The 15,815-nt window shown below is 67.6% G+C and carries 11 protein-coding genes; 9 read left to right on the top strand and 2 right to left on the bottom strand.

Annotated elements, in window-relative coordinates:
- Positions 1–247: 247 nt before the first annotated feature.
- Together BME24068_RS08070 and BME24068_RS08075 are read left to right on the top strand one after the other, a co-directional pair.
- Complete coding sequence (locus BME24068_RS08070) at positions 248–2,053, top strand: ABC transporter ATP-binding protein (protein WP_174925718.1); 1,806 nt, start codon at positions 248–250, stop codon at positions 2,051–2,053.
- Positions 2,046–3,842, top strand: a complete 1,797-nt coding sequence (locus BME24068_RS08075; protein ID WP_174925719.1) for an ABC transporter ATP-binding protein — start codon at positions 2,046–2,048, stop codon at positions 3,840–3,842. Before BME24068_RS08070 ends, BME24068_RS08075 begins: the two co-directional genes overlap by 8 nt.
- Before the next feature lie 47 nt (positions 3,843–3,889).
- Here the strand turns inward: BME24068_RS08075 and BME24068_RS08080 are convergent, their stop codons facing one another.
- Entirely contained in the window at positions 3,890–4,780 is an 891-nt protein-coding gene (locus tag BME24068_RS08080; protein ID WP_174925720.1) for a helix-turn-helix transcriptional regulator, read from the bottom strand.
- 330 nt (positions 4,781–5,110) lie between these two features.
- On the opposite strand from BME24068_RS08080, the gene BME24068_RS08085 reads away from it, so the two are divergent.
- From BME24068_RS08085 to BME24068_RS08115, 7 genes are all read left to right on the top strand, one after another.
- Positions 5,111–7,276, top strand: coding sequence for a TonB-dependent receptor (locus BME24068_RS08085; protein ID WP_174925721.1), 2,166 nt, complete (start codon positions 5,111–5,113; stop codon positions 7,274–7,276).
- A gap of 1 nt (position 7,277) precedes the next feature.
- Positions 7,278–8,600: an MFS transporter gene (locus BME24068_RS08090; protein ID WP_174925722.1), complete on the top strand. Its 1,323-nt coding sequence runs from the start codon at positions 7,278–7,280 to the stop codon at positions 8,598–8,600.
- Between the two features lie 238 nt (positions 8,601–8,838).
- Positions 8,839–9,318, top strand: coding sequence for a bacterioferritin (gene bfr, locus BME24068_RS08095; RefSeq protein ID WP_174925723.1), 480 nt, complete (start codon positions 8,839–8,841; stop codon positions 9,316–9,318).
- A gap of 360 nt (positions 9,319–9,678) precedes the next feature.
- The gene (locus BME24068_RS08100; RefSeq protein WP_096504480.1) at positions 9,679–10,104 is read left to right on the top strand and encodes a Fur family transcriptional regulator; all 426 of its coding nucleotides are present in this window, start codon (positions 9,679–9,681) and stop codon (positions 10,102–10,104) included.
- 223 nt (positions 10,105–10,327) lie between these two features.
- Entirely contained in the window at positions 10,328–10,855 is a 528-nt protein-coding gene (locus BME24068_RS08105) for a sigma-70 family RNA polymerase sigma factor (protein WP_174925724.1), read from the top strand.
- Between the two features lie 3 nt (positions 10,856–10,858).
- Positions 10,859–11,872 (top strand): FecR domain-containing protein, encoded by a 1,014-nt coding sequence (locus tag BME24068_RS08110; protein ID WP_174925725.1) that lies wholly within the window; start codon positions 10,859–10,861, stop codon positions 11,870–11,872.
- Positions 11,873–12,239: 367 nt separating this feature from the next.
- Positions 12,240–14,741, top strand: a complete 2,502-nt coding sequence (locus BME24068_RS08115) for a TonB-dependent receptor (RefSeq protein WP_239007955.1) — start codon at positions 12,240–12,242, stop codon at positions 14,739–14,741.
- 76 nt (positions 14,742–14,817) lie between these two features.
- Here BME24068_RS08115 and BME24068_RS08120 read toward each other — a convergent pair whose 3' ends face one another.
- Complete coding sequence (locus tag BME24068_RS08120; protein ID WP_096504474.1) at positions 14,818–15,762, bottom strand: LysR family transcriptional regulator; 945 nt, start codon at positions 15,760–15,762, stop codon at positions 14,818–14,820.
- Positions 15,763–15,815: the final 53 nt, after the last annotated feature.

A 15,815-nucleotide genomic window follows, 5' to 3' on the forward strand; every position in this document is an offset into this window, starting at 1 on the left:
AATCGTTATTGATCGGAGCCATGCAGACCACCCGAAAGCGAACCGGAATACCCGCATCGGCATTCTTGCTGCCGACCATTCGGACGTTCCGCCCGCGCCGGGTGAAATCGTCCGCATCCGGGCAGCGCGAATCCCGATTCGGGTAGCAGGCGAGGCGCGCGGCGCAGAACCTTCGGGAAGCGGAGTGCGGGACGGTCGCGATGGGGCGGCGTCGGTGGCAGGCCGCGAGATCCGGGGGAGGGATCCGATGACACGAGAACGCGACGATGGCCCGTGGCCGACGTTGCTGGGCCTGCTGCGCGGACATCGTGCGAGCCTGGCCGCGGCGATGGTCTTGACAGTCGGTGCGGCGGTGCTGGACCTCGTGCCTTACGCGCTGCTCTGCGAATCGGCGGTGCGGCTGTTCGACGGCGAACGCGGCGCGTGGTTACCGCTCCTCGGCGGCTTCGCGCTCGCGTTGCTCGGCAAGTACCTGCTTTATTCGCTCGCTTATTTCCTGAGCCACCGCACCGCGTACCGGATTCTGATGGACACGCGGCAGCGTCTCGCGCGCCAGCTCGCGATCGCGCCGCTCGTCTGGCTGCAGCGCCACGAATCGGGCTCGTTGCGCAAGCTCCTGATGCAGGATGTCGAGCGGGTCGAGCAGTTCATTGCCCACCATCTGGTCGAGGTGACGGCGGCGATCGTCGCGCCGGTGCTCGTGTTCGCCGTGCTGCTCGCGATCGACTGGCGGCTTGCGCTGGCCGCGGTCGCGACGCTGCCGCTCGCGATCCTGTTCCAGGCGATCGCGATGCGCGGCTTCGGACCGCTGATGGCCGATTACCAGCGTGCGATCGCCGATCTGAACGGCGCGTCGGTCGAATATCTGCGCGGCATGCGCGTGATGAAGACCTACCGGCAGGACGCGCGCTCGTTCGCGCGGATGCGCGAAGGGCTCGCGCGCTATCACGATCTCGTGCGACGCGTGACGCGCCGCACCGTGCCGGGCTGGTCCGTGTTCATGGTGCTGCTCAACGCGAACATCGTGCTGTTGCTGCCGCTGGGGCTCTGGCTGGTCGAGCGCCACGAGATCGGCATCGCGGGCCTGCTGCTCGCGCTCGTGCTCGGCAGCGGCATGCTCAAGCCGTTGTTCAAGCTGATGCGGGTACAGCACGAAATGCGCGAGATCCTCGCGTGTGTCGCGCGCATGCAGCCGCTGCTCGCGTTGCGCGCGCCCGCCGCTCGCGCGCCCGTCGCGATCGCGGGCAATGCGATCGCCTTCGAGCGCGTGCGCTTCGGCTACGGCGACGCGCCGGTGCTGCACGACCTCTCGTTCGATGCGCCGGCCGGACGCATGACGGCGCTCGTCGGGCCGTCGGGCGCCGGCAAGACCACGGTGGCGAGCCTGCTCGGCGGGCTCGTCGAGCAGGGCGCCGGCGAGATCCGGATCGGCGGGGTGCCGCTGTCCCTGCTCGGCGACGCGCAGCGCGCGGCTGCGATCGCCGTGGTTTCACAAGACACGTTCCTGTTTCGCGGCAGCCTGCTCGACAACCTGCGGCTCGGCCGGCCCGATGCGAGCGAAGCCGATGCGCGCCGCGTGCTGCGCATCGCGCAGCTCGACGCGCTGGTCGATACGCTCCCGCAGGGCTGGCATACCGAAATCGGCGAGGCCGGCGCACGGCTGTCGGGCGGCGAACGCCAGCGCCTCGCGGTCGCACGGGCATTGCTGGCCGACACGCCGGTGCTCGTCCTCGACGAGAGCACGGCGTTTGCCGACAGCCGCACCGAGCGGCGCTTTCTCGACGCGCTGCGCGACGGCTGCCCGGACAAGACGCTGATCGTGATCGCGCACCGGCTCTACACGATCCGCGACGCGGCGCGCATCGTCGTGCTCGACGCGGGCCGCCTCGCGGGCACCGGCGATCACGCCGCGCTGCTGCGCGACTGCGCGCTCTACCGGCGCATGTGGGACGCGCAATCGCAGGACGCCGCGTGGACGCTCGCCACGCGGGCGGCGCCGGATCCGGCACCGCTCCGCTCCCGCGCCATGCCATCGGAGATTGCCCATGACTGATTTCATCGACGCGAGCCGCCGCATGGTTCGTGCAAGCGGCCATTCTCCCGCGCTGATCGCGACGAGCTTCGCGCTGCGCGTGGTCGAGCGCGCGTTCGCGATCGCGCCGTTCTTCGTCGGCTGGTACTGGCTCGCGCAGATGCCGCCGTTCGGGGCCGGCCTCGGCACCGGCGCGTGCGTCTGGGCCGTGCCGCTCGGCTGGCTCGCCATGCTGCTCGCCGGGCAGATGCTGTTCTCGTGGCTCGGCCAGATGTCGGGCTTCCTCGGCAGCTATGCGCTGACGATCGCCTATCGCGGCCGGCTCGTCGATCATCTGCGGCGGCTGCCGCTCGGCGTATTCGGGCAGCAGCGGATCGGCCGGCTCGCGTCGATCGTGACCGACGACGTCAAGCGCATGGAGGACGTCTTCACGCATCTGGCCGCCGAGCTGATCGCGTCGGCGTCGGTGCCGCTGCTGTTCGCGATCGGGCTCGCGCTCGTCGACTGGCGACTGACGGTTGCGTTGCTCGTGACGCTGCCGTTCGCGATCGCCGCGCTGAACGCGGCGAACCGCTTCTTTCTCGCGCACGGCGCGCGCAAGCAGGGGCTGGGGCTGGACACGAGCGGGCTGATCGTCGAGTTCGCGGGGGGGCTGCGCACGCTGCGACTGTTCGACCGAACCTCCGACTGGATGAACCGTCTCGACGACCATTTCGCGCGTTTGCGCGTGGCGAGTCTCGGCGCGGAAGCGTGGGGCGGGGGCTCGGTCCAGATCTACCGGCTGTTGCTCGAATGCGGCGTGCTGTCGATGCTGGCCGTGGCAACGGCGCTGATCGACCGGTCGCTGCTGACGCCGGCCGTCTGGCTGCTGTTCGTGCTGACGGCCTGGAAGGTCGTCGATCCGCTGCTCGACGCGGCCGCCTATCTGGTCGAATTGCGCGCGCTCGTGCAAAGCGAGGGGCGGCTCAATGAACTGAACGAGACGCCGGCGCTGGAAGAGGGGACGCGCACCGAAGCGCCGCCGCATCATGCGATCGCGTATCGCGAGGTCGGTTTCGGCTACGGCGCGGCGCGTGTGCTGCACGATCTGTCGTTCGACGTGCCGGCGCACAGCGTGACGGCGATCGTCGGTCCGTCAGGCGCGGGCAAGAGCACGGCACTGGACCTGCTCGCGCGGTTCCGCGATCCGCAGTCGGGCAGCATCACGCTCGGCGGTATCGACTTGCGCGAATGGCGCAGCGACGCACTCTATCGCGAGCTCGGCTTCGTGTTCCAGGACGTGCAGCTATTCCAGGCGAGCGTGCTCGACAACGTGCGGATCGGCCGCCCCGGCGCGAGCGACGCGCAGGTGATGGCCGCTTGTCGCGCGGCTTCTTGCGATGCGTTCGTCGCGCGCCTGCCCGACGGCTACGCGACCTGGATCGGAGAGAACGGCCAGCAACTGTCGGGCGGCGAGCGCCAGCGGCTGTCGATCGCGCGTGCGCTGCTGAAGGATGCGCCGGTGCTGCTGCTCGACGAGGCGACCGCCTCCGTCGATCCGCAGTCGCAGCACGAGATCCAGCAGGCGCTGTCGCGGCTCGTCGCGGGCCGCACGGTGATCGTGATCGCGCACCGGTTGCAGACGATCCGTCACGCGGACCAGATCATCGTGCTCGACGCGGGCCGGATCGTCGAGCGCGGCACGCATGCGGCGCTGCTCGGGCAGGACGGCCTTTATGCGCAGTTGTGGCGGGAACAGCAGGCGGCCGGGGCCGAGCCGTCCGACGCGACGGCGCCGCCGGTTGCCGCGGTGCGGCCGGCGCGGGCATGACGACGAACGCGGCTCGCGCGGCGCACGCGCCGCGGTGACGCGCGCGCTCAGCCCAGCACGTGCCGCCGCGACTCTCGGGGCAGCAGGCCGAACTGCTTGCGGAACGCCGCGCTGAAGTGGCTCAGGTTGCTGTAGCCGAGCATCGATGCCGTTTCGGTCACGCTGTGCCGCTGCAGCAGATGGCGCGCCTGCTCCATGCGCTCGCGCTGGAACAGCGCGTACACGCTGCTGCCGAACATCGCCTTGAAGCCGCGCTTGATCTTGAGCTGGTTCAGGCCCGTCTCGCGGGCGAGTTGCTCGATGGTTGGCGGATTGCTGAGATCGCTGAGCAGCCGGTCGCGTGCGGCGACGAGCTGCCGGCGTTCGCGCGGCGCGATGTCGTCGCGCGAATCGGGCCGCATCGACTGCAGATGCCATGCGAGGAATTCGAGCGCGGCTGAATGCACCAGCAGCGGCGAGGCATGCTCCTCCGACAGCAGACGACCGAGCCGGACCGCTGCCTCGCGGATGCGCAGCGTGTTGCGATTGCGACGCAGTGCGAATTCGTGCGCGGACGCGAGGTCGAGCCGTTCGGTGTCTTCCCCGGCCAGTTGCGACAGCAGCTGACGCGTGATGCGCAGCTCGATGTTGCGGCAGTCGGACGTGCATTCGAGCTGGAAGTGCTTGCCGGGCGAATAGACGGCGAGCGCATCGTCCTGGTCGAGATCGAGCTGCCGGCCGTCGTAGGCCACGCGCGTCCTGCCGCCCAGCAGGCAATTGAAATGGATTCGCGCGCCATCCTCTTCGGTCATCGTGTCGAGGTCCTGCTCCGTGTCGAACGCCACCAGCGAGACGGCCAGGCCCGGCTGAAGGTCGACTGTCCTGACATGAATCCCCGGCGGCGTCGCAGCGCTGCTTGCCCCGGCGTCGAAGAAATCCACCGATTTCAGCGTTTGCATATTGATGTTCTCCGGTCTGCGTTGGCTGTCGGCGCTTGCGCGCGCCGGGAAGCAATCCGCGCGCCGACGCGTTCGCGACCATGCGAACGCGTGCCCCCGGCGTCGTAACGGATCGATCGGCGATGCGACAGCAGCAACAAATACTAATAAGAATCATTCTTATTGGCAAGCTGCGATCGGCGGCCGGCCGACGCTATCGCGGCGGCGAACTGTTCACGATCGGCAATATCAGCCCAAATAGTTCAATTTCGGGGAATGGCGACCGGATCGGGGTAGCGGCGGCGATGCGAATAATTATTATTTTCATTCCTTCCATTCCGCTACCGTGTCATGGCCGACGTCCAGTTTTCCCAAGATTTCCGCGCGCTCCGTCACCGCGTTCCGCTGCGCCGGGTGCCGCTTTGTCTCGCGTGCGCGGGCCTCGTTTGCGCCGCGGCCGCGTCGTCCGCCCGCGCGCAGGCCGCGCCTGCCGATGCGTCGCCGGCCGCTGCACCGGCTGGCGGGGCGAGCGGCACGGACGCGGTGCTGCCCGCCGTGTCCGTGCGCGCCGCACGCGGCGTGTCCGCCGGCGAGCGCGCGCATTTCACGTTGCCGGCGAGCGTTTCCACGATCGACGGCGACACGCTCGAGGCCAGCCATCTCGACACGCTCGGGCAGATCGCCGAGCGTCTGCCGAACGTCTACATGACGAGCTACACGCAGACCACGCCGATCATGACGATTCGCGGGCTCGGCGTTGACGCGGACGAATCGGACAGCACGTCGATTCCGGTACTCGTCGACGGCGTGCCGCTGTTCGGGCTGGCAGTCGGGCAATTGTTCGATCTCGACCAGGTCCAGGTGCTGCGCGGGCCGCAGTCGCTGTACGCACAGAATGCGTTCGGCGGTCTCGTGAACATGCGCTCGCGCGATCCGGGCAACACGCTCGCCGGCAGCGTGACGCTCGACTATGCGTCCTACTCGCGGGTGCGCGGCACCGTGAGCGGCGACGTGCCGCTGACCGACCGCACCGCGCTGCGGATCGCGGTCGGCGCGGAGCACGGCGACGGCTATACCGAGAACACTTCGCTGAACCGTGACAACACCGCCGGCTGGAACAGCACCTTTGCGCACCTGAAGCTGCTGCATCGCGACGACGCGGGCGGCGTCTGGCGCTTCGGCCTGTTCTCGACCCGATCGCGCGGCGGCAACGACTACTTCGCATCGCCCGACCTTGCCGGCCGGCATCAGTCGAACGCGACCGATACGGGCACCAACGACGTCGAATACACGCTGCTGTCCGCCAGCTACGACCGGGCGTTCGGCAACGGCACCAAGCTGGCCGTCACGCTCGGCGCGAGCCGCATGCAATGGGACTACTGGCTGCCGACTTCGCTGTTCGGCGCACGCAACGGTTACGACATGGTCACGCGCCAGCTCAGCGGCGACGTCAAGCTGAGCGGCAAGCAGGGCCGCCTCGACTGGATGATCGGACTCTCCGATCAATTGACCAGGCGCGATGCCCCTTATCTGTTCGACATGGGGGCGGCGTATCTGAGCAGTACCGCCGCGACGCTGCGCGGCAACAGCGTCGCCACTTACGGCGAGGTCGGCTGGCGGATCGCGCCGGCGTGGCGGATCGCGGCCGGCATGCGCGTCCAGTACGACCGGCAGACGCTCGACTGGCGCAGCACGCAGGGCGGCATGTTCGATGCCGACGGCGACGGTATGCCCGACACGCCGTTCAACAGCGTTTCGACTGTCGACGGCGCGAGCGTCAATCATGTCGCAGCGCTGCCCCGCCTGACGCTCGAGTTCGAGCCGAACGCGCAACACTACGGCTGGATCACGCTCGCCCGCGGGTATCTGTCGCCGGGCTTCAACACGTATGCGATCTCGGCCGACATGGCGGGCCAGCCCTATGGCGCGGCGAATTCCAACTACATCGAACTCGGCTACCGGCTGCGTGGCGCCGACGATACGTGGGAACTCGGTGCGACGCTGTTCGATGCCTACATGCACGATCAGCAGATCACCTCGAGCCTGAACGGGCAGACCGTCACCTCGAACGCGCCGCGCTCGCATACGCGCGGCGCGGAGCTGTCGGGGCGCTGGCGGCCCGTGCGACAGTTCGAATTCAACGCGTTCGTCGGCCTGGTCGACGCGAAATACGACGACTACACGGCGGGCGGCGTCGACTATTCGGGGCGGCAGTTCGCCAGCACGCCGCGCCAGAGCTTCGGTCTCGGCATGACCTGGCGGCCGGACGGGCACTGGGATCTCGGCGTGAACGTGGTGCGGCAGGGCGCCACGAATCTCGCGCCGACCAGCACGATCGGCAACGATCCCTATGTGCTGGTCGATGCGCACGCGACCTATCGCGTACGGCGCTACACCATCGGCGTATACGGGCAGAACCTCGCGAATGCGCATTACTACACGCGCGCGCTGTCGAACGGCATCGTCGTCGCGGGTAATCCGCGCGTCGTCGGCGTGCGCGTCGGGATGGATTTCTGACATGAGGGCCGATCTCGACACTCTCGCCGTCACGACGCCAAGCCGTGCGGATTCCGGCCGGCGTGCCGATTATCTGGCGCTTGCGCTGATGTATGTCGCCCAGGGCCTGCCGATCGGGCTGGCGTACAACGCGCTGGCCGTGCTGATCCGCGCAGGCGGCCATGACGTGGCGACCGTCGGCTATACCGGCCTCGCATTCGTGCCGTGGGCGCTCAAGTTTCTCTGGGCACCCGCGATCGACAACCTCAGCGCGCGCGTTGGCTTGCGGCGTGTGCTGTGGACGACGCAGATCGCGATCGTCGTCGTGTGCGCGGCGCTCGTGCCGTTTCCGCCGGCCGTATCGCTGCCGGTTTCGTTGACCCTCGTCGTGGCGATGAACGCGCTCTGTGCGACGCAGGACATCGTCACCAACGCGTACGCGGTGCGCCGGATGCAGGGGCGGGCGGCCGGCGCGGCCAACGCGATCCAGGTGGCCGGTTTCATCGTCGGCATGCTCGCGGGCGGCGGCGGGCTGCTGGTGCTGAGCGCGCGCACGGGCTGGACGTTCGCGATGGCGACCTTCGCGATCGTGATGGCGCTGATCTACGTGCCGCTCTTGTTCATCGATACCGGCTTCGCGAAGCCCGGCGCACGCGTGTCCGGCGCAACCGAACGGGGCGCGCCGCCGCGCGTCCGGCTGCGCGATGTCGTACGCGGCCGGGACTTCGGCTGGGCCATGCTGCTTGCGAGCACCTTCAAGCTTGCCAGCACGGCCGTTTCGACGCTGGTCCAGCCCTGGCTGCTCGACCGCGGGCTGTCGCTCGACGACATCGGGCGGCTGCAGATGAGCAACCTGTGCTTCGTCGCGTTGGGCGCCGTCGCGCTCGGCATTCCGCTGGTGCGCCGCTTCGGCTGCCGACGGGCGGTACTGACGGGTATGGCGGGTGCCGGGGTGCTGCTCGGGGCGGCGTGGATGCTCGAAACGCGGCACCTGTTCTCGCTGTTGCACTGCTATGTCGCATTCGCGGTGCAATCGCTGTTCGAGGGGGCAATGTATGTGGCGATCTGGGCGACGCTGATGAACTGGGCGTCGCCGGAACGGCCCGGCGCAGACTTCACCGCGATGCAGTGCTGCGAGAGTGTCGGAAACGCAATGGCGGCCGGAGCTATCGGGGCGGCCGTGGCGGTGCTCGGCTATGGCGCGGCGTTCGCCGGCGCCTGGGGGCTGGCGGTGCTGGTCTGGGCCGCGGCGTTTGCCAGTTTGCGCAAGATCAGGCTGCGCGAGTCCGCCGGCAGTCCCGAGCCGGCACGATCGAACGCGCCCGCCCGGCGCCGGACGACATGAGTGCGCCGGGCGTTCGCGCACGGCCGTGGAGGTTGCGGGAAAAACGTAAAGCGAATCGAAATCATTCGTACTGCGAGGCGATATGCATCGTCACGCCGCCCGTATTTCCGGGCTTCGAGCGTGGCATATCCCGAGGCCGTCCGATGCGCGCGGAAGTCGTTTGCGGATGGGCCGGTCACGGACTACTGTAGGTTCTGGACGTGTCGTCCACCTGCACGGGCCGAACGGGAGAACTGCGATGAAAGGCGACAAGAAGGTCATCGAATACCTGAACGCTCAACTGAAGAATGAACTGACGGCGATCAACCAGTATTTCCTGCATGCGCGTATGTATCGTCATTGGCAACTCGACAAACTGGGCAAGCACGAATACGAGGAGTCGATCGGCGAGATGAAGCATGCGGATGCACTCATCGAGCGCATCTTCATGCTCGACGGGTTGCCGAATCTTCAGGATCTGCACAAGCTTCTCGTCGGCGAGCACACGGAAGAAATTCTCGAATGCGACCTGAAGCTCGAGCGCGTGGCACAGGCAACCTGCAAGGAAGGGATCGCGTACTGCGAATCGGTGCAGGATTACGTGTCGCGAGAAATTCTCGAGAACATTCTCGACGATACCGAAGAGCACATCGACTGGCTGGAGACGCAGCTGGAACTGGTCCAGAAGGTCGGTATCCAGAACTACCTGCAGTCCGGGATGACCTCGCTCGACGCGTGAATCCACGGCGCACGCTCGCCGGGAGCGAGGCTGTGCCCGCCAGGGCTGCGCGGTTCTGCAACACCCGCCGTCCGGCTGAACCCCCGTTAAACGCGTCAGACGATCGCCGCCTGAGCGCGACGCAATACGGCATCGTGATCGCCGGCGGATCCGGGTGCGTATCGACCGCAACCGGATCACCGCGCGCACTCGACTGATTTGCCCGCATATCGAATCTCAAGGCGCGCCGGCGAGTCACGGCTCATGGATGCGGGGACATCCATGGCCCGTCTCCATGCCCGGAGTGGGGCGATACCGGCCTTAACGAACGCTTAAGCATGCGCGGCACATGATGCAGCGGGGAATTTCTCATATAAGACAATGAAAGCCATTTACATGGAACTGGCCCGGGTGGGGATACGGCCGACGGTCAGTCGATTCAGCGTATTGAAGTTGTTTCGCGAGCATCCCGCGACGCATTTCACCGTCGAGCAGATCTACCGGATGTTGTCCGGCGGCCCGGAGCCATTCAGCCTTGCAAGCACCTACCGGACCCTGGCCACGTTTATCGACAGCGGGCTCATTACCAGTGCGTCGCTGGGTGATTCGCGCGTCGTGTACGAACTGAACCACGGCAAGCGTCACCACCATCTCGTTTGCCGCCGATGCGCGGCAATTTGCGACCTCGTCGAAGACGAACTGGACCGGCAATTCGAACGCGTCGCGTCCGGGCATCGCTTCAAGTATCAGACCGCATCGCTGGTAATCACCGGGGTATGTTCCGACTGCCAGGCGAAGGGCGGCTGATTCGACCGGTCGGCCAGAGCATCGCCCGGTGTGACGTCGCCACACCGGGCCAAACGCGCGAACGCTCACCAAAATGTCTGACGAATCAACGCGCGCGACGTCCATTACAAGATACGGCCCTTAATTGCAAAACATTGCGTAAACGTATTGAATTGGTTTATAAATCGGAATGATTCTTATTCATTTTCTCGTCTCGCGCTTCTAAAGCCGAAAGGGTCGTTCCATGTCCGCCGCTCCATTCGCCGTGCACCAGGATGTGCAGGCTCTCTACCGCGACCACCACGGCTGGTTGCAGGGATGGCTGCGCAGGCGGCTGGGTAACGCGTTCGATGCGGCCGATCTTGCCCAGGACGCGTTTCTTCGCCTGATCCTGAAGCCGGCGCCCAAGGGTTTCGACAACGATGCCGAGGCACGGGCGTATCTGCGGACGATGGCGCAGGGCATGTGCATCGACCTGTTCCGTCGCCGCCAGGTCGAGCAGGCCTGGCTCGACGCGCTTGCCGCGCTGCCGGCGCCTTGCGAGCCGTCGCCCGAATCCCGCGCGATCGTGATCGAGACGCTGATGGAAATCGGCGCGCTCATCAGCCGCCTGCCGGACAAGGCGAGGGACGCGTTCGTCATGGCGCAGATTCATGGCCTGTCGACCCGCGAGATCGCGGCCGAACTGGGCGTGTCCGACCGCATGGTGCAGAAGTATCTCGCGCAGGCGATGCTGCAGCTGGCGCTGATCGACGCCGGCCTCAAGCACTGACCGATGGCCGCCTCGCCGTCTTCATCCACCGCCGAATCCGGCGTCCAGACCGATTTCGAAAGCCTCGAACAGGCCGCCAACTGGTATGCGCTGCTGCATGCCGACGGCGGCGGCAGCGAGCACCGCGCCGCCTGGGCGCAGTGGCTGGCGGAGCGCCCGGAACATCGATGCGCGTGGGCACACGTCGAAGCGGTCAGCCGCCGGTTCGAGCCGCTGAGGGGGGAAAGCCGGGGCGAGCGCAATGCCGCCGCGGCAGCCGTGCACGTGTCCGCCACCCGTTCCGCGAGCCGGCGCCACGTGCTGGGCAGTCTCGCGGCGCTCGCCGGAACCGGCCTGGCCGGCTGGCTGGCATGGCGCTTCACGCCGCTGCAGGATCGCATCGTTGCATGGCGATCGGACTACCGCACCGGTGTCGGCGAGCGGCGCGACGTACAGCTTGCCGACGGCACGCGTGTCTGGCTGAACACGGACAGTGCATTCGATGTGCGCTATGACGGCACGCGACGCCTCCTGACGCTGACGATGGGCGAAATCCTCATCGATACGGCCAGGGACAGCCAGGGGCGGCCGTTCTTCGTCGATACGCCGAATGGCCGGATGCAGGCGCTCGGCACCCGATTCACCGTACGGCAATCCGGCACGCACACGCTGCTGGCCGTGTTCGACGGCCGCGTCGAAATTCGCAACCGGGCCGGGCACGTCGAAATCGTGCCGGCCGGTCAGCAGCGGCAGTTCACGGCGGACGCGATCGATGCGCCGGAGCGGGCCGATCCCGCGCGCGAAGCATGGTCGCGCGGCGTGATCCTCGCCGACGACGTCGCGCTCGGCGCGCTGATCGCCGAGCTGGATCGTTATCAGCATGGGCATATCGGCGTCGATCCCGCGGTGGCCGGCATTCGCGTGGTCGGCCGTTTTCCGGCCGACGATCCCGACCGGATGCTCGCGATGCTCGAGCGCGATTTGCCGATCCGCGTGCGCCGCACGTTGCCGTGGTGGGTGTCGATCGAAGCGCGCTGACCGGTGCGATGCCGGCGGCAAGGTGACGGCTCCGACGCGCGCTTCGCGTCGTCGCAAAAAAATTTCAGATTCTGGTTCGCATTTCCGGGCGTCATCCGATTAACAGATGAAAGAGGACCATTCGGAGATCAATCAGTGCTCTGAATGCCGACCCGGCGCCACGAGGCCGAGCATCCGCTCCGGTCTGGCGCTGCCTGCTTCCGGACGAATCCGGGCGCAACCAGGCAGCGTCGGGATGGCGACAGTCGCAGCCAGCATGGCGCCGCCCGAACGACCGGGCGCGGCCGCTATCAAGCCAAGGTATCCGGCTCTGTTAGACGCGCGATGGACCTCTCCTTGTTCACTTCATTCTCAAGGAATGCCGTCCATGCATCGCCCGTCGTTCTCGTCGCATCCCGATTTCTCGTCGTCCGTGCGCGGCGGCGCACGAATGCCGCGCGCGCCGCGCACCGCGCATCGCCCTGCCGCGCAGGCCGTCCGGTGTGCCGTTCTGGGCATCGCGCTCGCCGGCAGCGGCGCATGGCAAGCGGCCGCCGCGCAGTCGGCGGCCGGTGCGGCGGCGCAAGCCGCCACCCGGCGTTACGACATCCCGGCAGGCCCGCTGTCGGCGTCGCTGAACCGTCTCGCCGATCAGGCCGACGTCCTGCTCAGCGCGCCGGGCGACCTGACGGCCGGGAAGACCAGCGCGGGCGTTCACGGCACTTATTCGGTACAGGGGGCGTTCCAGGCGCTGCTCGACGGTACGGGCCTGGCGCTTGTGCAGCAGTCCGACGGCAGCTTTTCGCTGCGTCCGGCCGCCGCCGCAGCCGGTGTCGAAGCCGGCGTGCTGCCGGCCGTGAAGGTGCTCGGCAAACGGGTCGCGGACGCGATTCCGGACGCCTATGCGGGTGGTCAGGTGGCGGAGGGCGCGAAGGCCGGCATGCTCGGCAATCGCGACTACATGGACACGCCGTTCAGCATCTCGAGCTACACCGAGAAGCTGATCCGCGACCAGCAGTCGACCAGCGTCGCGGACTTGCTGACCACCACCGACCCGTCCGTGCGCGCGGCGATCGACGGCACCAACCGTTACGACGCGATCACGATTCGCGGGTTGCGCGTCGAGAACGGCGAAATCGCGCTCAACGGCCTCTACGGCCTCGTGCCGGCCTACCGGGTCGGCGCCGATCCGGTCGAGCGCGTCGAGATCCTCAAGGGGCCCGGCGCGTTGCTCAACGGGATGATGCCGCAGGGCAGCGTCGGCGGCAGCGTGAACGTCGTGACGAAGCGCGCCGATGACACGCCGCTCAACCGGTTGACCGCCGAATATGCGTCGAGCTCGGTGTTTGGCGGCCATGCGGACATCGGCCGACGCTTTGGCCAGAACCGCGAGTTCGGCGTGCGCGTCAATGCGGCCCATCGCGAAGGCGATACCCCGATCGACGAACAGTCGCGCCGCAATACGTCGCTGTCGGTCGGGCTCGATTACCGCGGCAGCCGTCTGCGCGTGTCCGGCGACGTGATCTATCAGGAAGACTTCATGCGCGCGCCGGTGCGCGGCTATACGCCGATCGCCGGCATCGCGATGCCCGAGGCGCCCGAGGCGCGGACCAATCTCGCGCAGACGTTTTCCTATTCGAATTCCCACAGCCTGACGGCGCTCGGGCGCGCCGAGTACGACCTGTCGTCGAACGTCACGCTGTTCGGCGCGCTCGGCATGAACCGTTTCGGCTACGACAAGCTGGAAGACCCGGGCGCGACGATCACCGGTACGCAGGGTGACGCGACGTCCACGTCGAGATACCAGTCGGGCGCGTCGCATGCGCTATCGGCCGAAGCCGGTGTACGCGCGCGTTTCAGGACGGGGCCGATCGACCACCAGTTCGTCGTGAGCGGCGACTACCTGCAGCAGACGACGTGGTTTGGGCAGACCGCCTACGGCAGCTATGCGACGAACATCTACATGCCGACGCGTCTCGCCGGGCCGGGCGCGCCGGTCTCCGTGTCGCCGGAGGCGAAGGACAGCGCGCAGATCCTGCGCAGCATCGGCGTGGCCGACACGCTGTCCGCGGCCGGCGGGCTCGTGCAGCTCACGCTCGGCGTGCGTCGCCAGCAGGTGAGCAGCCGCAACTTCGATACTTCCGGCGCGGAAACCTCGCACTACGACCAGGGCGCGACGACGCCGTCCGTCGCGCTCGTCGTCCGGCCGCTCGACGCGTTGTCGTTCTACGCGAACTATATCGAAGCGCTGACGCCCGGTTCGGCACCGCCGCCCGACGCGGCGAACCCGAACCAGGTGTTCGCGCCGTTCAAGTCGAAGCAGTATGAAATCGGCACCAAGCTCGATCTCGGCCGGTTCGGCGCGACGCTCGGACTGTTCCAGATCGACGTGCCGAGCGGGATCGTCGACCCGGTCAGCAAGCTGTACAGCCTCAACGGGCTGCAGCGCAATCGCGGCCTCGAGCTGTCCGGCTTCGGCGAAGTGACGCGCGGCGTGCGTCTGCTCGGCGGCGTCACGTGGCTCGATGCGCGGTTGCGCCGCACGCAGGGCGGCGCGTACGACGGCAATCACGCGCTCGGCGCGCCGTCGCTGCAGGCCACCGTCGGCGCGGAATGGGATACGCCGTTCGTGCCGGGCGTCACGCTGACGAGCCGGATGATCTACACGGACGAAGCCTACGTGAGCCAGGACAACACGCAGCATGTGCCGAGCTGGACGCGCTTCGATCTGGGCGGACGCTACACGACGAAAGTGGCCGGCCGCGATGTGACGCTGCGCGCGAACGTGACGAACCTGTTCAATCGCAACTACTGGCAGGCGAACCCGACCGGGTATCTGTTCACGGGCGCGCCGCGCACGTTCTGGCTGTCGCTGTCGACCGACCTGTGATGGGCGGCGGCAAGCCGGGGGCGCGTGGGCGGCGGCGCCGAAAAGCCCGGATTGAAGATCGCGTCGTCGCAGTCGTTCATGGCGCCGGCGGATCGGGCTGGTCGGCGCACGTGCCGCCCAATCGCGCCTGCGCGTCGTCCAGCGCACCGAGAAACGCATCGAGCGCCGCGCCCGGCTCGATGCCCTGGCGCGTCACGCAGTGGAACGACGAGAAATAGGCGAGCTGCGCGGGGCGAATCGCGCGCAGGCGGCCTTCGGCGACCCAGGCCGCCGCGTAGTGGGTCGGCAGGTAGCCGATGAACATCCCGCTGAACACGAGGGTCGCGATCGCCTCCATGCTGTACGCGCTCGTGCCGTGGCCGAACACGAGGCCGTGCGGCCGCCGGCTCTCCGCCATGTAGCCGCGTCCGACATAGTCGGCCGCGCAGATTTCGTCGAGCTCGGGTTCGCGGCCGCGGCGCTCGAAAAACCGGTGCTCGCGGGCGCAATAGAGATTCTGCTCCTCGCGAAACAGGAACCGGTATCGCAGCCCCGACAGCCGATGATGAAACGCGCCGACAGCCAGTTGAAGCCGCGCATCGAGCACCGCGTGTTCGAGTTCGTCCGGGCGCTGCGTATGCAGGTTCACGCGCGCCGTGGGCGCACGCTCGCGAAACAGCCGGATCGCGAGCGGCAGCGGCGCGCACGGCTGGCCGATCACGCCGTCGACGCAGCCGAGCTCGAGCGTTTCCCGGTGGCGGCCGCCGAGGCCGCTCACTTGTTCGCGGAACCGCTCGATATCGCTGAACAGCCCCTGGGCGGCTTCGTACAGTTCCTGCCCCTCGTCGGTCAGCTGGAAGCCGCTGCTGCCGCGCCGGCACAGCGAATAGCCGAGCCGCAGTTCGAGGTCGCGCACCAGCACGCTCAACCGGGACAGGCTCGTGTTCAGGCGAACCTGGGCGGCCGTGAAGCCGCCCGCCTCGACGATCGCGCAGAAGGTGCGCACCAGGCGCAAATCGATATCGGAAAGATTGCCGAGCATGGGGTGTCTCGCAGCAGTGGGCCGAATGGCGTTTATAACGCGACCGTTGCCGC

Origin of the sequence: Burkholderia anthina (assembly GCF_902498995.1) — a bacterium.
GTDB lineage: Bacteria > Pseudomonadota > Gammaproteobacteria > Burkholderiales > Burkholderiaceae > Burkholderia > Burkholderia anthina.